Raw genomic sequence first — 19,544 nt, forward strand, 5'->3', positions numbered from 1 at the left:
GCGAAAGGGACATCAGACAAGTATTGTCTGCATTGGTGTCGATGAGAAAGTCACAATAAAATTTGATGCATTCTAAGAGCAAATAATCACATTTTGAGAAAATAAATTGTAACTGCTCAGTCTATTTTAGTTTTCAGCATCCAACTTCCTATTAGATGCTGTAAATTTCACTTGAATATTAAATACTTAATTAATTTAAAACTAATAAGCATAAGAAGCAATCGCTGTTGCAATCGATTTGCCTTCATCATTGACCATGGTCATGCGCATGGTGCAGCCTTTACGCCCCAATCTTAGGGTTTCAGCACGGGCAATAAAGTATTTTCCACGTCCCGGCGCAAGATAATCAACTCGCATATCGACTGTAGCTAAACGGGATACTTTTTTAATGGTGTCCGCAATCGTGTCAGGTTCCGCTTTTTTATACAGCTCCCCCATCGCTACAATGCCACCAATACTGTCTAAAACCGTTGCAGCCACGCCCCCATGTAAAATTTGGAACGCGACATTGCCAATTAAGTAATCTTGCATATCGATATAGGCTTCAATTTTCCCGTCAACGACTCGCATGGTCATGGTGTTGTGCTTAAAAAATGGCGACGCATTAAAAGCCTTAACCAACTGCTCAAAAACCACATCTATATCCACTTTTGCTCCTAAGTGTATGCTGCCCGTCCAGCTTTTTTCACCACTACTCATAACAATCTGCTTCACTCTTAAAACAATAAAAACCCGTCAATATGTGCCCAAAGCCATAAGATAGGTCTACAATACTGACCTAGTTTAATACCGATTATCGAGATTTGTATGACCTATACGTTCAATCGTCCCGCCTTCCCCGCTACTCGCATGCGCCGTATTCGTAAAAATGAACATCTGCGCTCTATGGTTCGCGAGACCCATTTAACGACAGATCATCTTATCTATCCAGTATTTGTACTGCCGGGACAAAACCAAACGCAAGACATTCCCAGTATGCCGAAGGTGCAGCGTCTATCTGCAGACTTACTCTTAAAAAAAGCAGAACGTTTACTTGAACTTGGCGTATCGAAACTGGCGATATTTCCAGTTACTCCCCAAGAAGATAAAAGCTTAAGTGCAGAAGCGGCATGGCGTGAAGATGGTGTGGTTCAAAACACGCTACGTCTGCTCAAAAAAGAATTACCTGAAATGGTGCTGATTACCGATGGCGCACTTGACCCGTATACTACGCATGGTCAAGACGGCATCATTGATGACACGGGTTATGTACTCAATGACGAAACCGTTGAAGCACTGATCAAACAAGGGTTAAGCCACGCTGAAGCTGGAGCAGATGTCTTTGCGCCAAGTGACATGATGGATGGTCGTATCGGTGCGATTCGCCAAGCCTTTGAAGCCAATGGTCATATCTACACCTCAATCATGGCCTATTCAGCAAAATACGCGTCGAGCTTCTATGGCCCTTTCCGTGATGCGGTCGGTTCATCCAGCAACCTCAAAGGTGGCAACAAATACAACTATCAAATGGATGTCGGCAACCGCGCAGAAGCATTACATGAAATTGCCCTCGATATTCAAGAAGGGGCTGACATGGTGATTGTGAAACCGGGTATGCCGTATTTGGACATTGTCCGTGAAGTCAAAGACAACTTCGGTGTGCCGACTTTCGTTTACCAAGTCAGTGGCGAATATGCCATGCTCGCAGCGGCCATCCAAAACGGCTGGTTATCGGACAGCGTGATTATTGAATCACTGATGAGCTGCCGCCGCGCGGGTGCAGATGGCATCTGGACCTATTTTGCAGAAGAAGCTGCACTAAAACTAAAAGATATGAAATAACAGCGCGTTTAGAAGGATTGAGTTGCAATGCATATTGCCATCGTTGGCGCGGGAATCAGTGGTTTACTGACAGCGCTTGAGCTGATTGAACACGGTTGTTCTGTTGAGATTTTTGATCAACAACAAGCGGGGCAAGCGGCTTCATGGGCAGGTGGAGGGATTCTCTCCCCGATGTACCCATGGCGCTATCCACAAAGTGTCAATGACCTCGCCAAATATGGCAAAAGCATGTATCAAGCATGGAATGAAAAAATTAGTCCGGTTTCGGGGATAGATTTTGAAATCCACGAAACAGGTATGCTGATTTTTGATGAAGCTGATTTTGACATTGGCCTAAATTATAAAGATCAACACCAAGAACCGATGCAGCATTGTGAGCTTTTGCAACGTGAGCAACTGGAACAGGTCAATTCCCGCATTTCGACGCGCTTTCAACAAGCCATCCATTTTCCGCAATTGGCTAACGTCCGTAATCCACGACTGCTCAAGTCAATTGTGGAATACCTCAAACGGCAGCCACAAGTCACCTTTCATGAGCAAGCGTGGGTACATACCTTTGACATAGTCAATCAGCAAGTTCAAGGGATAAAAACTGCTGATGGACAAAGCTACCATGCAGATCATGTGGTGATTGCAACAGGCGCATGGTCACAGCACTGGTCCGAACAACTCCAGTGCAGCATTCCAGTGAACCCCGTACAAGGGCAAATGTTACTGTTTAAAACCCCTGAAAACTGGCTACCAACCATGTGTATGAATCAGGTTATGTATCTGATTCCACGTTTGGACGGTCATATCGTTTGTGGTTCAAGCATGGCGGATGTCGGTTTTGACCAACGCCCTTCGCTACAAACCCAGCAAAATATTTATAAAGCCTGTTTGGATATGGTGCCTGAGCTGGCAGATTTCCCAATTGTGAAGCATTGGGCAGGTCTACGCCCAAGTTCACCAACGGGTGTTCCTTATATCGGCCCCTTCCCTGAAATAGCCAATCTCTGGACAAACTTCGGTCACTATAGAAATGGTCTATGTATGGGGCCTGCATCTGCACGACTGCTACGCGAATTGATGTTGGAGCAAAGCTTAACGGTTGACGCCAGCGCCTATAGCCCTGAGCGTTTGGTAAGCTTTGCTTGATCAAACGCTACTTGGCTAAATTTTGCGGTTGAATAATGTGGATCAAGGCTTCTTTTAAAGTGGGATATTTAAACTCAAACCCCTGTGCTTTCAATGCTTCGGGGCGAACAAATTGACCATTCAACACCAATTGAGACTGCTCGCCTAAAAGTAACTTCAGCACAAAAGCTGGTAAAGAAAGTAATGGTCTACGTTTTAGAATTTGCGCTGCGGTTTGTGCAAATGCTGACTGGGTGACTTTTTCTGGACTGATGACATTAAAAACTTGTGCAGTGGTTTCATGCAACATTAAAAACTCAATCGCTCGCAGCACATCTTGAATATGCACCCAGACCACAGGTTGCCGCCCCGAACCGATACGCCCACATAAGTTCATTTTGATCGGAAACAACATTTGCGGCAAAATGCCAGCCCCTCGTCCAAAGACCACACCTAAACGAATAATTTTGGTATTTTGCGACGTGTCTTGCCGTGCAGATTGTTCCCATTTTTGACACAACTCTGACATAAAAATAGACTGCGGCGCTGACTGCTCATTACAACACTCTGACCATTGTTCAGTCGGATCGATGCCATAATAGCCCACTGCCGAACCTGAAATAATACATTTCGGTTTAATATTTCTTTTAGCGAGATATTGATAGAGTATTGTCGTGGTTTCAACACGACTGGCGATCAGCTTTTGCTTGCGGGCATCTGTCCAACGTCCCTGAGCAATACTTTCCCCAGCCAAATTCACCACATAATCAATGCGATCATGCTTGAGTTCTTCTAAAGCTCGAATCCAAGTCAAATGTGGGTGAATTTTAGGCAAATTTTTCTGTCGACTTAAGCCAATCACTTCATAATCTTTTTCTAATAAATAATCGAGCAAGTTTGAACCAATAAAACCACTTGCTCCTGTCACCAATACACGTTCTTTTTGCATAGCGTGATCTCAAATGATGCTTTTGCTCAAACTATAGCATTTAGAGGAAAGCTTTACGATTGATCGATCATTTTTGCTGCCATACGCTCCGCTTGTTTGCCATAAAACCAGTAAGTCAGCACATACAGCGGAATCGCAATCAATAAAATCAGAATCACCACCATACTGATAAACTGTGGTTGTTGGACGTAGAGCATAAAGTTTTGCCAAACTTCAGCATCTCCTTGCGCAAAGATAAATAAACCTAACATGAGAAAGGCAAAGTTATAGCTCCAAAAAATTAGACTAAAACCTAAAGTGAATTTCTTCCGCTCTGCTTGGCTTGGCGCACGGCGCTGCTGCTTAATAAATTTAAGTAAAACCCAAATCATGGCCACCAAATAAGGTACAGCCGTTAATACAGCTCCCATCCCTGTCGGAAGTAGTGCAGCGAGCACACCACAGACACAACTAAAGACAAAACATATGAAAAAAAACCAGAGAAAATATCGTGTTAGCGAAATCATAGCGCTACTTTAAACCCAGCCAAAAAATCATTATAAAAAAAATTCAGTTTTTTTTCATTTTCATGTCAACCAATCGAAGTTGATGTGCGTTAAATAGGGTACAAGGTCGCAGCAACCGTCAACATTGTACCGGCATCCACAATACGTACGGTGACCTTTCCTAGAGCAATAAGATTGGCTCCAAATTTAAATGTTGTCAGCAGCCGACATTTAAGCGTGAAGCAGTTTTCTTTGACCGACGATTTCATCATCACTCGAATCGTCGGTCTTTATTTTTTTGAGGACTGATTTTTCAGTGCTCCCCCACCTCAATAGATCAAGAAACCCTTAAAAGTTAATATGAGTTTAAGTGCTGGACGTCTTCTGCATCCTGAATGACATAACCATTACGTCCCCGCTCTTTGGCCAAATAGAGATTCTGATCGACCTCTTTTAAAAAGGCCATTTTGTCATTTTTTTGCGTTGGGATAATGGTCTTCACCCCTAAACTGACCGATAAACGCTGATCCAATGGCGATGAGCTATGGCAAATATCAGCGGTACGGATACTCTGTAAAATACGCTCCACCACTTCAATTGCAGACGCTTGTGTTGTATCAGGCAATATCAAAATAAACTCTTCCCCGCCAAAACGTGCGACCAAATCACGTGGTCGTGAGACACTTTTTTTCAGTATTTGTGCAATTTGTTTCAGACAAGCATCACCGAGAATATGACCATTATGATCGTTGTATTGTTTAAAATAATCGATATCCAATAAGATGAGGGTCAAAGGTTGCTGTTCACGCTGGGCATTGAGCCACTCACGTTGGTAGCTATCTTCAAAGAAGCGACGGTTGGCAATCTCCGTCAGACCGTCTTGATACGAATATTCTTCCAGTTGTTTTTTCAGTATTTCTAACTCTTGTTCCTGTTTTTTACGCTCCGAAATATCGAACATAAATCCAACCAAACTATCGACTTCCCCATTGGGTTTTCGCACTACATGCACCACATCGCGAATCCAAATATATTCTCCATTTATGGTCAGTGCGCGATAATCCGCCTCATGATCAACCCCAGAAATTGACTGCGCCACACAAAAATCAACCACCCATGCACGATCATTTTCATGTATTCGCATCGCCCAATCTTCGACTGTTCTCCACGAGTCTTGCTTCCAACCCAGCACTTTTTCAATTTGTGGGCCAATATAACTAAACTTTTTGGTACCCCAATCAATACTCCAAGGAATAGCAAGTGTTGATTCAATCAGCGTCTTATACACCAGATCATTAACAATACGAGGCGAACTGAAAATAGAATCAGACATAGTTATGTTCTCCTTATACCCTGTCCTATTCAAGGCATAACTTATTTTTTAGACATTCTGCATAAATCATTCTTATAAAGTCTCAAAATTGAATCCGTGATCGATGTTCACATTTCATTTACGACTTCGACACGATATACAATTTCACAGAATTACATAATACCCCATTAAAAGAACATTTTTTAATCAAAATTTATCTTTTTACTATGGTGTTAATCAAATAAACCCATCACATTCTTTTTCACATAATCGCTCAATAGTTTTTCTGTGCAATTCAACTTAAAAATAGGCACTCAACTATCAGGTCAAAGATTGTCGTCGTAGCGACAATTATCCATCGCATAATTTTGATTTATGTTAGCTTATAGCTCTATTGCGCTTTGAGCTTGGGGTATCTATGGCTGTTCGTTTTTTTCATACATCTGATTGGCATTTGGGACAGTTTTTTTATAACCATTCCCGTCAGTATGAACATGAACAGTTTTTAGCATGGTTACTGGAACAAATCAGTGCAAGACAGCCAAATGCGCTTTTGATTGCAGGAGACATTTTCGATGTCATCAACCCTTCATCGTCCGCACAAAAGCAACTCTATCAGTTCTTAGCGGATGCGCATGCACGTGCACCGCATATGCAAACCCTGATGATTGCAGGCAACCATGACTCAGGCTACCGCATTGAACAAGTTGAACCCTTACTGGCCAAATACAATGCCAAAGCGGTGGGAGTGATTCATAAAAATAGCCAACAACAGATTGATCTTGAGCACTTATTGGTCCCGATTTTAGATGAGCAACAAAATACTGTGGCATGGTGTCTGAGTCTGCCCTTTTTGCGTCCTGCTGAAATTACAGGCTTTAATGAACACACCACCAATAGCCAAAACGCGATTGCCTATTTGCATCAACAACTGATTGCCGTGGCCAAAGCCCGCAAAACAGCAGATCAAGCCCTGATTTTAATGTCTCATGCACATATGCAAGGCGGCGAAACCTCAGACTCTGAACGGCCTATTGTGATTGGGAATGAAGAAGCACTCTCCACGACATTATTTGATGAAATCATTGACTATGTGGCACTCGGGCATTTGCATAAACCTCAAAAAGTCGGTGAAGAGCATATCCGATATAGTGGCTCCCCGATTCCACTATCTTTTAGTGAAATTAACTATAAACATCAGATTGTTGAAGTGACACTTGATCCCACACAAAACGATTCATCCCGTTTTCAATTGAATGTTTTAGCAATACCACGAAGTATTCAACTGCATAAGATACGCGGTGAACTCAATGAAGTACTGGAAAAGCTGCAAGCACTGCCTCAAAGTGCCATCCCAGAGATTGATCAACGTGAATATGTCGATATTGAATACCATACTACTGTTCCACCGCAGCCCAATTTAAGACAACAATTCGAAGAGGCTCTACCCAAAGACCGTTATCGTTTAGTCCGTATTTCACGTCAATATTTAGCGACTGAGCAAGACCCCAATGCACCCGCTAAAGTAAGTTTAGAACCGCCTACACCAGAAAAACTGTTTCAGCAAATTTGGGAAAAACAGGGTTATCACAATGATGCAGAAGTGTTGAACGATTTTATGAGCTTAATGCGTGAAGCAGAACAATGCCTTGCAGATGAACACGAGGCTTAAAGGTTTAGTATGAATATTTTATCGATTCGAATTAAGAACCTTGCTTCACTTTCTGGCGAACATTTGATTGATTTTGAAAGTGATCCCTTAGCCAGTGCAGGTCTGATTGCCATTGTGGGGAAAACAGGCGCAGGTAAATCCACCATTTTAGATGCTATGTGTTTGGCCCTGTTTAACCGTATTCCACGACTAAAAGACAGTGATGGGAAACTTCAAGATGTCGATGGCTCAGAGCTGCTCACCAACTCCCCATTGACCGTTCTGCGTCGTGGCACTGCACATGGTTATGCCGAGCTTTGCTTTATTGCACAAGACCAAAAGCGCTATATCGCGCGTTGGGAATTAAAACGTTCGCGTGAAAAAGCCGATGGCAAACTACAAAGTGTGCAACGTTCTTTAAAATGTGTCACCGATGGTGTTGTGGTTGCGGATAAAGCCAAAGCCGTCGATGAAAATATTAAACGCATCACACAGCTCAGTTTTGAACAATTTACTCGTGCCGTTTTATTGGCCCAATCTGAGGTCACCGTTTTTTTAAAAGCACGGGACAATGAACGCGGCGAATTGCTGGAATATCTAACCAATTCCGCTATTTTTGGGAAAATTGGTCAACTGGCTTATGAGAAAACCAAATCCGTCGCCACGCAGCGCAAAGAACTCGAAAATGTACTGGGTCATATTGAACTATTAACTGGTGAACAAGTCACTGCATTATCGACAGAGTTTCAGCAGTGTGACAGGGATTATAAACAGCTTGAAGCTCAAAAGTCGCAACTAGAAAAACAACAACAATGGTTTGAACGCAAACATAAACTCGACAGTGAAATCATCAACAAACAACAACTCTTCGATACACAAAGCAAGTTACAACAAGATTTAGCTCCTGAGCGCGAACACTTGGCTCGTTTGGAGATCTTTTCAGAAATTCGTGCTGTGGTCTTCCAGCAACAACAGTTACAGCAAACGGTGCAGCAACTGACACCGCGTATTCAACAACAGCAACAATTGTTCAATCATTTACAGCTTAAATTTGAAAGTGAAAAAGCCCAATTTACTCAAGCTGAAATAGCAGTGAATGAACTACAACAGTTTGAAAGTACCCATCATGATGCATTGAATGAGGTGCGTAAATGTATTCAAGAACGTGATTTTATTGGGGCTGAATTTAAGAAAGTTCAGGAAAAATGGCATGCTTTAGAGCAGTCTAAGCTGCCCCTAACTCAGCAACAACAAAAACTTGAACAGCAGATCCAACACATTGATCGACAGCAAACCGAGTGTAAGCAGCAACTGGAAAGCTCACAACAGTTTGTAAACTTAGACAAAGGTCTCAGCGCCCATACTCAACAGCTAGAACAGTTCATTCATCAATATCAAAAAATTGAACATCAGCTCGGGCCACGTGCTCAAGCGGAACATCGGCTAGCATCAGAAAAAGAACAATTACAGCAGTCGATTCAACAGTTCGGGACGATCGAACAGCTTGAAATAAAAGTTGCGCAGACACAACAGCAACGCGAGTTCAAAATCAATCAACTCAGCCAATTCGAGCTGATTCAGCAAAAAATTCAGCAGTTTTTTGACTTACAAGCTGAGGCTACAGAACAGCAAGTACTGCTCAACAACGCCAAAACACAGCTTCAAGCCGTACAACACAATAGTCGACAAGCTGAACAAGTCTTTCAATCTGCCAAAAGTGAACGCATCCAGCTACAACAGGTGTTGCAACAGCAGCGACTTTTGCATGCTGAAAATATCGAAGATTTACGCTCGGCCCTCCAAGACGGCGAACCCTGTTTAGTCTGTGGAAGTACCTCACATCCTTATAAAGTGGAAGATACTGTGCTCTCAAAGGCCCTGTTTGAGCTTCAAAAACAGCAGGAACAACAGGCAACACTGAAAGAACAAAATTGCTTTGATGGCTGGCAACAAGCGCAGCAACAGCTGACTAAACTGAATACTGAAATAGAACAACGCCAAACTCTAATTCAGCAACTTTCTGAAAAAATTAGTACTTTGCAACACGTGTTAATCGAACACAGTCAAACAGCAAATATGACACTCGACTTCACCCTAACAGCATCGGAATTGAAGACTCAGTTCACGCAAATGGCTCAACAATATCACTCGGATTTGCAACAACTCAAACAACAGTCTGAGCAGTTCCAACACAATATTAAAATCCAGCAACAATGCATCCAAAACATTCAACAGATTGAACATTTACTACAAACAGCGAACGGTTTGCACAACCAAGTTCAGCATATCGTGCAGTGTTTATCTGAAGCTGAAAAAATAGCTTGGCAACAGCAGACCACCCAAACCGCTCAGCAAATCTTGATACGCCTAAATACCCGTTCACAACAACTGGAACAGCTGGAACAATGGCATCAGCAACGCGATCAAACCACGCAACAGTTGAAGACCAATCAACTGAATATCGAAAATACCAGTAGGCACATCACTGAAACCAACAAACAGCTCAGTGAGATCAAACAAAGAGGACAGCAAAATACAGAAATAGCCAATCAATTGATCCAACAAATGACAGGCTTAACTGACATCAAAGCCAATGAGTGGCTCATCCAGCACGATCAACATCGCCAGCAGACGCAAAGCCATTATCAACAGCTGAAACAGCATTTTGATCAATTGCGCCATCAATTCGAACAAGAAAAAAATCAGCTAGAACAGCTTAAAGCCCAGTTGCAGCAGAATCAGACCAGTACCAGCCAAGTAGAAAATACCCTTCAACTCTGGCTCAATGCACATCCTGATTTCCACAAATCAGATTTAGATGCGCTGGCTCAAATTAACTCGGCTCAGGAACAACACATCCGTCAGAAATTACAGCATGCAGAACGCCTAGTAAATGAAGCACATGCTGCATTGAAAACTATGCAAGAGCAGTTGAGTGAACATCTGGGCCATCAACCTGAGATTGACCCAGCACAGTTACAACAGCAAATGCAGGAACATCAAACAGCACTGCAAACACAACTTGAACTACGTGATCAACTCAAACTCAAACTTGAGTTGCATCATCAAAATGTCGCCAAACAAAAACAATTTGCAGATCAGATTCAAGCGATACAACAGAAAGAACACCGTTGGGGTAAAATTTCAGGTCTGATGGGAGATGCCACAGGCAAAAAATTCCGTGATTATGCGCAGCAATATAATCTCGATATTTTACTGGAGCATGCCAACCAACAGCTCAACCAACTCTCACAGCGTTATACCTTAAAGCGTTTAGAGCATTCGCTGAGTCTAGCTATTATTGATCATGATATGGATGGAGAGACCCGCTCCGTTGCATCACTTTCTGGCGGTGAGTCTTTCCTGACTGCCCTTGCCCTATCTCTTGCCATTGCCAATATGGCCTCAGGGTCAATGAAAATCGAATCTCTATTTATTGATGAAGGCTTTGGAACTTTAGATGCATCGTCCCTGCACATGGTCATGAATGCTCTCGACCAATTACAGAATCAAGGTCGTAAAGTGGTGCTGATTTCACACATCCAAGAAATGCATGAACGTATTCCTGTACAAATCCAAGTTAAAGCTTTGGGCGCAGGTGCCAGTACTATTGAGGTGGTCGGATAATTTCACATTTTTGAAATGTCAAAGTTTGATTTGTTTTAAGACACCATCTCTCGGTTAGAAATAAAGGGAGCATCCTACTTGATGTAAATGCTCCCTGTGAGATCCAAACGAATGCTTTAATCCGCTGGGAATGCTTTTGGTGGAGGTGCATATTTAGATGCATCTGCGGCTTTGTCTGTAGTCGCCACAGACTGTAGCGGGTAGATCACGGTACCTATCACACCTGTATTTTGGATGGAACCATGATCTGAGTTTGCAGCATAGGCATCTTCAGGTCGACTAAAGGTAAAAGATGCCACCGCAGAGTCACTCTTACGGAAGCCTTCAATAATCAACCCCCCCTGTGGACGAAGCACATAACCTGAATTGCTACGTGATGCTGCACGTCCATCAATAACATCTAAACCATCGACACTGGCAACCACTTCAAATGTGCTATTGCTATGGTTTTGGTATTTGAGTTGATAACTTTGTCCATCTTTGCCAGATAAATAATACTGCTGACCATCTCGAAATAAAGGCAGTGGACGCTGTGCATCATCTACAATCGAAAAACTGATTTTTCCAGCGGCTAATGACAGGCTGTTCACGGCTTTCCCCACGTATTTTTTGCTGGCATAGCGAACTTGTGATTCAGCAATTGGGCTACTGGATAAACGTTTTAAATTGACTTCCGTGACGTTTGAACTAATCTCATCGCCCCACTTGGTGCCTAATTTTTCACTTTTAGCGACCTGAGCATTCTGAACCGTAGCTTCCGCACTCATCTCACTCATTTTGGTATTTGTACTACTACAAGCTGCTACAAATAAGCTTAAAAGCAGGGAGATAAATAAATAGAGTTTTTTCATTTTGGCTTCATCCTAAATGCAATTTTTATCGTTGTCAGGCAATCATTGTTCATCTGTCTAATCTATAGACGGTTCAATTCATGAGTTTAAATTAAGCCTATTTTTTTCAGCAGCCTATTAGTTTTATATAATTGTAAGTTAAGCGCTTCTCACTGCCTTTAAGCTCAAGAATCCCTATTTAGACTTAATGCTGTGAATAATCTCTCGCTCCGAACAAGGCGGTTCCAACGCGAACCATAGTCGACCCAGCTGCAATTGCATCGACCATATCGCCTGACATACCCATGCTTAAGGTATCCCAGTTTTCAGGGTGAACATGCAGCTCTTTTACTTGGTCAAATAACACTTTCGCCGCCTTAAAGGCTTGAGTATTGTTCGGTGCAGGAATCACCATCAAACCACGCAGTTTGATGTTAGGCAACTGACTGATACTTTTTACCAACTCAGCAACCTCGCTAGGTTGACAGCCATCTTTGCTGTCTTGAGCATCGATATTGACCTGTAGACAAAGATTTAATGGTGGTTGCATTATCAGGCGCTGCGCCGATAAACGCTCTGCAATAATTAAACGATCAACCCCATGCACCCATGCAAACTTTTCAGCCAAATGTTTGGTTTTATTGCGTTGTACATGCCCAATAAAATGCCATTCAATCTCTAAATCCTGTAGCGCCTCTATCTTCTGCAAAGCCTCTTGTAAGTAGTTCTCACCAAAGGCGCGTTGACCACAAGCATACATGTCTCGTAACACTTCACTCGGATGTGTTTTAGAAACCGCCAAAAGTTCTACAGACTCTACGCCACGCCCTGAAATTTCGCAGGCCTGTTGAATTTGGGATAACACGTGTTGACGTGAATTTTGCAAGATATTCATTGACGAGGGTCTCATTTCGGTCATCTTTTTTGCTTTGCCTTTCAACAAACTGTTGGTTAAGTTGATTGAAAGCCTTATTATTCTATCAAAATAATTAGCATTTAAATGAACTCGGGGAAATAATGGATATCACAGAATTACTAGCCTTTTCGGCTAAGAACGGGGCATCAGATTTACACTTATCTGCAGGTATGCCACCGATGATTCGTGTCGATGGTGAAGTTCGTCGTATCAATTTACCAGCGTTAGAACACAAAGAAGTGCATAAACTAGTCTATGACATCATGAATGACAAACAACGTCGTGATTTCGAAGAAAAATTAGAAACGGACTTTTCCTTTGAAGTGCCAAGCATTGCTCGCTTTCGTGTGAACGCATTCAACCAAAACCGTGGTGCAGGTGCAGTATTCCGTACCATTCCTTCTAAGGTCCTGACCATGGAAGACTTAGGTTTAGGACAAACCTTTAAAGAGTTGTGTGAATTGCCACGTGGTTTAGTTTTAGTAACGGGGCCTACTGGTTCTGGTAAATCTACCACTTTGGCGGCAATGATCGATTATATTAACGATAACCGCTATGACCACATCTTAACAGTTGAAGACCCAATCGAATTTGTACACCAGTCAAAAAAATGTTTGATCAACCAACGTGAAGTGCACCGTGATACACATGGTTTTAACGAAGCACTGCGCTCTGCACTCCGTGAAGACCCCGATATTATCCTCGTGGGTGAGATGCGTGACCTTGAAACCATTCGTTTGGCGCTCACTGCCGCTGAAACGGGTCACTTGGTCTTCGGTACACTACATACCACCTCTGCGGCAAAAACCATTGACCGTGTGATTGACGTATTCCCTGCTGAAGAAAAAGACATGGTTCGTGCCATGTTGTCTGAATCGCTACAAGCCGTGATTTCTCAAACCTTACTCAAGAAAAATGGCGGTGGCCGTGTTGCCGCGCATGAAATTATGATTGGTATTCCTGCCATTCGTAACTTAATTCGTGAAAACAAAGTGGCACAGATGTATTCTGCTATTCAGACTGGTGCAAACTACGGTATGACCACACTGGATCAAAGTTTGAAAAACTTGGTCACCAAAGGAGTGATCAGTCCACAGACCGCACGTACAGCTGCCAAGCAACCTGAAACCTTCTTATAAGAAAACAATGGATTTGGGGTAGAGATATGGATTTTAACGACTTACTCAATTATATGATTCAACAAAAAGCGTCAGATTTATTTATCACCGCTGATGTTGAGCCCTCCATGAAAATTAACGGTCAAATTGTGCCTGTGGCTAAGGGTAAGCTGACGGGTGATGTCGCGGGACAACTGCTCAACTCAATTATGAGTGAAAAACAGCGTAAAGAATTTGCAGACACACGTGAGTGCAACTTCGCGATTATGAATCGGGATAAAACTGCACGTTTTCGTGTCAGTGCATTTCAACAGCGTGATATGCCAGGTATGGTTTTACGTCGGATTGAGACGCAAATTCCAACAATGGATGAGTTAAAACTTCCGCCTGTACTCAAAGAGTTAGCCATGACCAAACGTGGCATCATCATCTTTGTGGGTGCAACAGGTACGGGTAAATCGACCTCTTTGGCTTCGATCATTGGTTACCGTAACCAAAACTCAAAAGGTCATATCATTACCATTGAAGACCCAATTGAATTTATTCATGAGCATGCAGGCTGTATCATTACCCAGCGTGAAGTGGGCATTGATACGGACTCTTTTGAAATCGCGCTGAAAAACACCTTACGTCAAGCACCCGATGTGATCCTGATTGGTGAGATTCGTTCCCGTGAAACCATGGATTATGCGATTGCCTTTGCTGAAACAGGTCACTTGGTATTTGCAACGCTGCACGCCAACAACGCCAACCAAGCCATCGACCGTATTATTCACTTCTTTGAAGCAGACCGTCATAGCCAATTGTTTATGGACTTGTCTTTAAACCTTAAAGCGATGGTTGCTCAGCAGTTAATTCCAACACCTGACGGTAATTCACGTCGCGCTGCAATTGAGATTTTGATTAACTCACCGTTAATTTCCGATTTGATCCGTAAAGGTGAAATCCACGAAATTAAAGACCTGATGAAGCGTTCTCGTGAACTCGGTATGCAAACCTTTGATCAAGCCTTATTCGATTTGTACAAAGCTAAGCAGATTACCTATAAAGATGCGCTGAAACACGCCGACTCTCCAAACGACTTACGTTTACAAATCAAGTTGTCCGAAGAAGGCGGTGATCGTCTATTGCATGCCAGTGCAAACATCACGTTTGACGGACAAGCTTAAGTATTCCTTTAAACAATAAAAAAGGGCTTCTCATGAAGCCCTTTTTTTAGATCTAAGTGATTACTTTTTACGAAGTGCTTCTTGGCACTCTGCAGCATCACAGTAACCGTATAGGTTTAGGGAGTGACCTGTTAAAGTAAAGCCATGCTTTTCAGCAACTTCGTGCTGCTCATGCTCAATCACTTCGTTGCTAAACTCAACCACTTTGTTGCAGTTTTGACAAACGATATGATCATGATGATCGTCTTGCATGATTTCGAAAACAGAATGGTTATTTTCAAAGTGATGGCGCTGAATAATGCCCGCTGCTTCAAACTGCGTTAACACGCGGTAAACAGTTGCTAAACCGACATCTTCACCTTGTTCAAGTAAAGTCTTATAAATATCTTCCGCACTTAAATGGTGTTGCTTTGAATTTTCTAGTAGTTCTAATATTTTAATTCGTGGAAGTGTAACTTTAAGTCCAGCTTTGCGTAGATCTTGATTTGAAATTGGCATGTAAAAAGGTCTCTCAACAAATTTAAAGTTAGAATATGCAACAAAGTGTAGATGCAGTATGATCTATCCGTGGCTCAATTGCATCATAATTAATTTGGGATAGTGTAGCAAAATGCAAAAAATCATGTTGGCGTTATTCGTCACTTCACTGCTCGCAGGCTGTTCGACCTTGGGCGTTTATAAAGTTGATATTCCTCAAGGTACGCCATTAACTCAAGCACAAGCGTCAAAAATACAAGTTGGCATGAGCCATCAACAAGTTCGCTTTTTGCTTGGCAGCCCGACAGTTTCAGATCCAATGAATCCGCTACGTTGGGACTACATCTACAATTATACCCCAGGAACGTATGCTAAAAAAGCCAAGATTCCTGCTGCACAAGGTCAACACCTGAAAGTCTATTTCGACCCAAACGGTATTGTGCAAAAAATTGAAGGCTTAGAAACCATTCCTGCATCTCAGCCGGGCTTACCAGCATCGAAAGAAGCGATTCTAAACGCGCCCCCACTATAAAGCCTTATTCTAAAAAAGAAACCCCTCAACTGAGGGGTTTTTCATATCATTTCGATTGTTTTAAGCGATTGCCTTTTGCAAAGCGACCCACAGGATTATTTTGTGCACGTATCCTTCGAATATCTTTAGGATTAATGCTCAAAGGTCGGTAAATTTCAACACGATCCCCTGCCTGTAAAACCTGTTGAAGGTCTTTCAAGCGGACACCAAAGATGCCCAATTGTAAAGGCTCAGGCAATTCAACCTGCGAACCTATGCCACTCAGCTGAATCGCATCCTGCGCCGTCATTCCTTCAGAAAATGGCACACTGATATGAAACTGCTGGTCTGCTGTTGCATAGGCAACCCAGACTTGTTGAAGCATGCGCATTAGATCAGTTTTCCAAGTACGGCTACAATGGCCAATACGATAGAAACGGGTAATACAACACGCACAGCAATGCGCCAAATATTATAAAAAGCTTCATTACTAAAGTTCATCGACTTACGTAAATGGCTAATTTTCATAATCCAACCAGCAAAAATGGCATAAATCAAACAAATCACTAAGCCCCACAACATCAGTAAAATGTTAAAGATCAGGCCAGTGGCTGGAATCAACCACACCAACGTTGCAGCCAGCAGCACGAGCCACTGAATCACAATATTTAACTGGCGCTGAGCCAACTGCTCACGTGCCATCTGTAACAGCACGGCTGCCGCTACAACTGCAGTTAAGGCAATCGCATACGCAGGTAATGCCGCTTGGACTGCAAAAAATGCAAAAGCAACCACCGCCAAAATTTGTGCAATCCAAATCGGTAAAACAGTCTTGCTTGCAGCATCTTGCTGTTGAACTTGTGCCAAACTGTTCTGCCAGTACAGGCCGAGTCCTAAACCGCTTGCCACCAAAGCCAATACCGTTGCACTGCCCCATTCTGAAAATTCAACCGGCGTCACTTGCCACTCAGCGGTTCCTGTACCAGAGAGGTTTGCAAGCACTAAGGAGATCAGCACACCGACCGCCGTTAACGCTAAGGTCAACAGACGTGGGGCAAAAGACAACGCAATCGCAACCACAGCCAAAGCAATAAAGATCACGGACGATGTCATATCGGCCAGTGCATATTGATTTAATAATTGCGCAGCATTAGACAACATGCCGCCCGCTAAAAAAGGAATAAAGACGACAGCAAGCCATCCAACAAGACGCCACGTCTGAGAAGCATCGGCATCACGCGTCAAACTCAACAAAGCATTCAATGCCGTGGTTTTTGAACGCTTGGCTAAGGCAATTTCTAAGTAACACACAGGTAAAGCCAAGATCACCATGGTCACTAACCAAAGTAACCAAAAGTCGAGCTGACGTTCAACCTGAATTCCCACCAAGGGTGCAAGTGTGGCAATGATAATAAATGATAAACAAAATGCCATCAGCGGCGATAACCATCGTGACAGAGCATTGTCTTGCATGATGCGTTCCTTCAATAAGTCTTGCGCTATTTTGCCTTGCTCGCTTATGAAAATCAAAAACAAAAAGCAAACCATCAAAACTGATGATTTGCTGCGCTAAATATAATTAAAATTTATTGTTTTTATCCCTCGTTTGGCTCACTTATGAAAAGAAACGAGCAAACCAATTTTTCCCTTTTTTCTTTTCTTTTTCTTTAATAATGCCCATCATATTTTCTTTTACGGCACCGACATAATCTGCATCATCATGCTGGATATGGTTAATCAGCCATTTCGACAACACTTCATGCAGCTCAGCTTCGATTGAATGACCCAGCTCAAAACGGTCACGATAAGATTCAATTTTTTTAATAAATAAATCATGTACACGTTTGTGTGGCACACGATATTTATAACCTGCTTCTTCTTGGAGAGACTCTTCAAAAGTGAAGTGAGACTGTGTGTAATCAATAATATTTTCTAAAATCTGTTTCACGCGTTCACGGTCAGTATTGACATCAATCGCATCAATTTCATTGATATAATCAAGAATACGACGGTGTTGATCGTCAATCACATCGATACCAGTATTATATTCTGGAACCCACTTCATTATCATTCCGACCACCCAATAAAAATTAATAGATTAATTACATGAATTAATCATATCGATTAGAATTAAAAATAAAAGTGAATCAAATTGGTTGGTTTTATACTATTTTCATTAAATTAAACTTAAGTATTTATTTTAAATAAGTAAATAAATTTAAATCCGACCAAAAGAATCAGTTATTATTTAATCAATTTTATTATTTTATAAGTATGTACCAAAATAAAAGCATGTTTTATTTTATTATAAACATGGGCAGAGTAAAACTTGAAGTGCGACATAAACCACCTAATTAATTTAAAGGGTTTATGGAGTATATAAAATTGTCATACCATCATCTTAACTTTGAAGATCGTACTGCATTAATGCTTGAGTCAAGAAAAGAAGGCTTTTCAGCCAGAAAATTTGCTGAACTTATTAAAAGACATCCTAGTACGATCTATCGTGAGCTTAAAAGAAATAGCATCAATGACGTTTATCAAGCTCGATATGCTTCTGATAACACTTTTGCTAGACGTAGACGTGGTCACAGAAAACTCAAAATCGATTCAATCCTCTGGAAATTTATTGTTGAAGCGATCCGTTGTTTATGGTCTCCTCAGCAAATAGCAAAGCGTTTAAAGACATTTCCTGATTTGGATCAAACAATGAATGTAAGCCATACAACGATTTATTCAACGATACGAGCATTACCCAAGGGTGAGTTGAAAAAAGACTTATTATCCTGTCTACGTCATGAAAATAAAAAGCGAAAAGCTAACGGTGAACCTAAAAAAGATTCTATATTACAGGATATTAAAACTATTCATGAGCGCCCAGCCGAAGTTCAAGAAAGAAAAATACCGGGTCATTGGGAAGCTGATTTAATTAAAGGTAAAGACAATAAAAGTTCGATAGCAACACTTATTGAACGAAATACACGGCTCTGTATCTTGGCAACATTACCTGATGCAAAGGCAGAATCAGTGCGCAAGGCTTTAACTGAAGCTCTGAAATATTTACCTGCAGAACTGCGTAAAACGTTGACCTATGACCGTGGACGCGAGATGGCAGAACATAAAATACTTGAAGAAGATTTAGGCATAGATGTATATTTCTGTGACCCACATTCACCCTGGCAAAAAGGCACATGCGAAAATATGAATGGTTTAATTAGGCAATATTTACCTAAAGGGATTGATTTAAATCAGGCAGATCAGCATTATTTAAATCAAGTTGCCATGTCACTGAATACTCGTCCTAGAAAAGCGTTAGATTGGCTTACACCATTAGAGAAATTTGCTCAGCTTGTTGATTATCATAAGACTTTTCAAACTGTCGCACCTCATGTTTGAATTCGCCCTAATATAAAAGCTTATTTTCAATAAAAAACACATCATAATACCCCCTTGCCTTTTAACCACAAAAATATTGAAGTTATTATTTAGAAGCAATTAATAGAAAAATAAACAAATCTTTTTTAAACAAGCTACTAATAAAAATATCTCCATCGAAAATAAA

Annotated in this window: 18 protein-coding genes; 8 read left to right on the forward strand and 10 right to left on the reverse strand. The window is 41.7% G+C overall.

Features of this window, described 5'->3' with window-relative positions:
* Positions 1-201: 201 nt before the first annotated feature.
* The gene (locus tag AC5EUN_RS12995; protein ID WP_058952291.1) at positions 202-699 is read right to left on the reverse strand and encodes a thioesterase family protein; all 498 of its coding nucleotides are present in this window, start codon (positions 697-699) and stop codon (positions 202-204) included.
* A 108-nt stretch (positions 700-807) separates the two neighbouring features.
* Here AC5EUN_RS12995 and hemB point away from each other — a divergent pair, with 108 nt between their 5' ends.
* A complete protein-coding gene (gene hemB / locus AC5EUN_RS13000; RefSeq protein ID WP_058952292.1) occupies positions 808-1,821 on the forward strand; it encodes a porphobilinogen synthase in 1,014 nt (337 codons plus the stop codon).
* A gap of 27 nt (positions 1,822-1,848) precedes the next feature.
* Positions 1,849-2,958, forward strand: coding sequence for a glycine oxidase ThiO (thiO, locus tag AC5EUN_RS13005; protein WP_058952293.1), 1,110 nt, complete (start codon positions 1,849-1,851; stop codon positions 2,956-2,958).
* Positions 2,959-2,965: 7 nt separating this feature from the next.
* Here thiO and AC5EUN_RS13010 read toward each other — a convergent pair whose 3' ends face one another.
* The 3 genes from AC5EUN_RS13010 to AC5EUN_RS13020 form a co-directional block, all read right to left on the reverse strand.
* Positions 2,966-3,886 (reverse strand): TIGR01777 family oxidoreductase, encoded by a 921-nt coding sequence (locus AC5EUN_RS13010; RefSeq protein WP_058952294.1) that lies wholly within the window; start codon positions 3,884-3,886, stop codon positions 2,966-2,968.
* A 53-nt stretch (positions 3,887-3,939) separates the two neighbouring features.
* The gene (locus tag AC5EUN_RS13015) at positions 3,940-4,392 is read right to left on the reverse strand and encodes an ABZJ_00895 family protein (RefSeq protein WP_058952295.1); all 453 of its coding nucleotides are present in this window, start codon (positions 4,390-4,392) and stop codon (positions 3,940-3,942) included.
* A gap of 334 nt (positions 4,393-4,726) precedes the next feature.
* Entirely contained in the window at positions 4,727-5,704 is a 978-nt protein-coding gene (locus tag AC5EUN_RS13020) for a GGDEF domain-containing protein (protein WP_058952296.1), read from the reverse strand.
* Between the two features lie 397 nt (positions 5,705-6,101).
* On the opposite strand from AC5EUN_RS13020, the gene AC5EUN_RS13025 reads away from it, so the two are divergent.
* On the forward strand, positions 6,102-7,355 hold the full coding sequence (locus tag AC5EUN_RS13025; RefSeq protein ID WP_058952297.1) for an exonuclease SbcCD subunit D: 1,254 nt from the start codon (positions 6,102-6,104) through the stop codon (positions 7,353-7,355).
* A 9-nt stretch (positions 7,356-7,364) separates the two neighbouring features.
* Complete coding sequence (locus tag AC5EUN_RS13030) at positions 7,365-10,961, forward strand: AAA family ATPase (RefSeq protein WP_058952298.1); 3,597 nt, start codon at positions 7,365-7,367, stop codon at positions 10,959-10,961.
* A 116-nt stretch (positions 10,962-11,077) separates the two neighbouring features.
* Here AC5EUN_RS13030 and AC5EUN_RS13035 read toward each other — a convergent pair whose 3' ends face one another.
* Together AC5EUN_RS13035 and AC5EUN_RS13040 are read right to left on the reverse strand one after the other, a co-directional pair.
* A complete protein-coding gene (locus AC5EUN_RS13035; RefSeq protein ID WP_058952299.1) occupies positions 11,078-11,812 on the reverse strand; it encodes a hypothetical protein in 735 nt (244 codons plus the stop codon).
* 184 nt (positions 11,813-11,996) lie between these two features.
* Complete coding sequence (locus tag AC5EUN_RS13040) at positions 11,997-12,686, reverse strand: YggS family pyridoxal phosphate-dependent enzyme (protein WP_058952300.1); 690 nt, start codon at positions 12,684-12,686, stop codon at positions 11,997-11,999.
* 122 nt (positions 12,687-12,808) lie between these two features.
* Between AC5EUN_RS13040 and AC5EUN_RS13045 the strand changes: the two genes are divergently transcribed.
* Together AC5EUN_RS13045 and AC5EUN_RS13050 are read left to right on the forward strand one after the other, a co-directional pair.
* The gene (locus AC5EUN_RS13045) at positions 12,809-13,846 is read left to right on the forward strand and encodes a type IV pilus twitching motility protein PilT (RefSeq protein ID WP_004694862.1); all 1,038 of its coding nucleotides are present in this window, start codon (positions 12,809-12,811) and stop codon (positions 13,844-13,846) included.
* 26 nt (positions 13,847-13,872) lie between these two features.
* Entirely contained in the window at positions 13,873-14,994 is a 1,122-nt protein-coding gene (locus AC5EUN_RS13050; RefSeq protein ID WP_010326019.1) for a PilT/PilU family type 4a pilus ATPase, read from the forward strand.
* Positions 14,995-15,054: 60 nt separating this feature from the next.
* Here AC5EUN_RS13050 and fur read toward each other — a convergent pair whose 3' ends face one another.
* Positions 15,055-15,492 carry a ferric iron uptake transcriptional regulator gene (fur, locus tag AC5EUN_RS13055; protein WP_004694866.1) on the reverse strand — a complete coding sequence of 146 codons (438 nt, stop codon included), beginning with the start codon at positions 15,490-15,492 and terminating at the stop codon, positions 15,055-15,057.
* Positions 15,493-15,604: 112 nt separating this feature from the next.
* Here fur and AC5EUN_RS13060 point away from each other — a divergent pair, with 112 nt between their 5' ends.
* Positions 15,605-16,003 carry an outer membrane protein assembly factor BamE gene (locus tag AC5EUN_RS13060; RefSeq protein WP_004694868.1) on the forward strand — a complete coding sequence of 133 codons (399 nt, stop codon included), beginning with the start codon at positions 15,605-15,607 and terminating at the stop codon, positions 16,001-16,003.
* Positions 16,004-16,049: 46 nt separating this feature from the next.
* Here the strand turns inward: AC5EUN_RS13060 and AC5EUN_RS13065 are convergent, their stop codons facing one another.
* The 3 genes from AC5EUN_RS13065 to AC5EUN_RS13075 all read right to left on the reverse strand — a co-directional run bounded on the left by AC5EUN_RS13065 (position 16,050) and on the right by AC5EUN_RS13075 (position 18,053).
* On the reverse strand, positions 16,050-16,373 hold the full coding sequence (locus AC5EUN_RS13065) for an RnfH family protein (RefSeq protein ID WP_010326018.1): 324 nt from the start codon (positions 16,371-16,373) through the stop codon (positions 16,050-16,052).
* On the reverse strand, positions 16,373-17,455 hold the full coding sequence (locus AC5EUN_RS13070; RefSeq protein WP_029574954.1) for a membrane protein: 1,083 nt from the start codon (positions 17,453-17,455) through the stop codon (positions 16,373-16,375). Before AC5EUN_RS13070 ends, AC5EUN_RS13065 begins: the two co-directional genes overlap by 1 nt.
* Positions 17,456-17,597: 142 nt before the next feature.
* Positions 17,598-18,053: a bacteriohemerythrin gene (locus AC5EUN_RS13075; protein ID WP_005400160.1), complete on the reverse strand. Its 456-nt coding sequence runs from the start codon at positions 18,051-18,053 to the stop codon at positions 17,598-17,600.
* Between the two features lie 299 nt (positions 18,054-18,352).
* Here AC5EUN_RS13075 and AC5EUN_RS13080 point away from each other — a divergent pair, with 299 nt between their 5' ends.
* Complete coding sequence (locus AC5EUN_RS13080) at positions 18,353-19,378, forward strand: IS30-like element ISAba125 family transposase (RefSeq protein WP_010326927.1); 1,026 nt, start codon at positions 18,353-18,355, stop codon at positions 19,376-19,378.
* Positions 19,379-19,544: the final 166 nt, after the last annotated feature.

This window comes from Acinetobacter sp. CAU_H_S170_2, from assembly GCF_058890445.1.

Excerpts from the sequence above, each read along its gene's own strand:
- AC5EUN_RS12995 (WP_058952291.1), bottom strand. The coding sequence starts at position 699 with ATGAGTAGTGGTGAAAAAAGCTGGACGGGCAGCATACACTTAGGAGCA.
- hemB (WP_058952292.1), top strand. The coding sequence starts at position 808 with ATGACCTATACGTTCAATCGTCCCGCCTTCCCCGCTACTCGCATGCGC.
- thiO (WP_058952293.1), top strand. The coding sequence starts at position 1,849 with ATGCATATTGCCATCGTTGGCGCGGGAATCAGTGGTTTACTGACAGCG.
- AC5EUN_RS13010 (WP_058952294.1), bottom strand. The coding sequence starts at position 3,886 with ATGCAAAAAGAACGTGTATTGGTGACAGGAGCAAGTGGTTTTATTGGT.
- AC5EUN_RS13015 (WP_058952295.1), bottom strand. The coding sequence starts at position 4,392 with ATGATTTCGCTAACACGATATTTTCTCTGGTTTTTTTTCATATGTTTT.
- AC5EUN_RS13020 (WP_058952296.1), bottom strand. The coding sequence starts at position 5,704 with ATGTCTGATTCTATTTTCAGTTCGCCTCGTATTGTTAATGATCTGGTG.
- AC5EUN_RS13025 (WP_058952297.1), top strand. The coding sequence starts at position 6,102 with ATGGCTGTTCGTTTTTTTCATACATCTGATTGGCATTTGGGACAGTTT.
- AC5EUN_RS13030 (WP_058952298.1), top strand. The coding sequence starts at position 7,365 with ATGAATATTTTATCGATTCGAATTAAGAACCTTGCTTCACTTTCTGGC.
- AC5EUN_RS13035 (WP_058952299.1), bottom strand. The coding sequence starts at position 11,812 with ATGAAAAAACTCTATTTATTTATCTCCCTGCTTTTAAGCTTATTTGTA.
- AC5EUN_RS13040 (WP_058952300.1), bottom strand. The coding sequence starts at position 12,686 with ATGAATATCTTGCAAAATTCACGTCAACACGTGTTATCCCAAATTCAA.
- AC5EUN_RS13045 (WP_004694862.1), top strand. The coding sequence starts at position 12,809 with ATGGATATCACAGAATTACTAGCCTTTTCGGCTAAGAACGGGGCATCA.
- AC5EUN_RS13050 (WP_010326019.1), top strand. The coding sequence starts at position 13,873 with ATGGATTTTAACGACTTACTCAATTATATGATTCAACAAAAAGCGTCA.
- fur (WP_004694866.1), bottom strand. The coding sequence starts at position 15,492 with ATGCCAATTTCAAATCAAGATCTACGCAAAGCTGGACTTAAAGTTACA.
- AC5EUN_RS13060 (WP_004694868.1), top strand. The coding sequence starts at position 15,605 with ATGCAAAAAATCATGTTGGCGTTATTCGTCACTTCACTGCTCGCAGGC.
- AC5EUN_RS13065 (WP_010326018.1), bottom strand. The coding sequence starts at position 16,373 with ATGCGCATGCTTCAACAAGTCTGGGTTGCCTATGCAACAGCAGACCAG.
- AC5EUN_RS13070 (WP_029574954.1), bottom strand. The coding sequence starts at position 17,455 with ATGCAAGACAATGCTCTGTCACGATGGTTATCGCCGCTGATGGCATTT.
- AC5EUN_RS13075 (WP_005400160.1), bottom strand. The coding sequence starts at position 18,053 with ATGATAATGAAGTGGGTTCCAGAATATAATACTGGTATCGATGTGATT.
- AC5EUN_RS13080 (WP_010326927.1), top strand. The coding sequence starts at position 18,353 with ATGGAGTATATAAAATTGTCATACCATCATCTTAACTTTGAAGATCGT.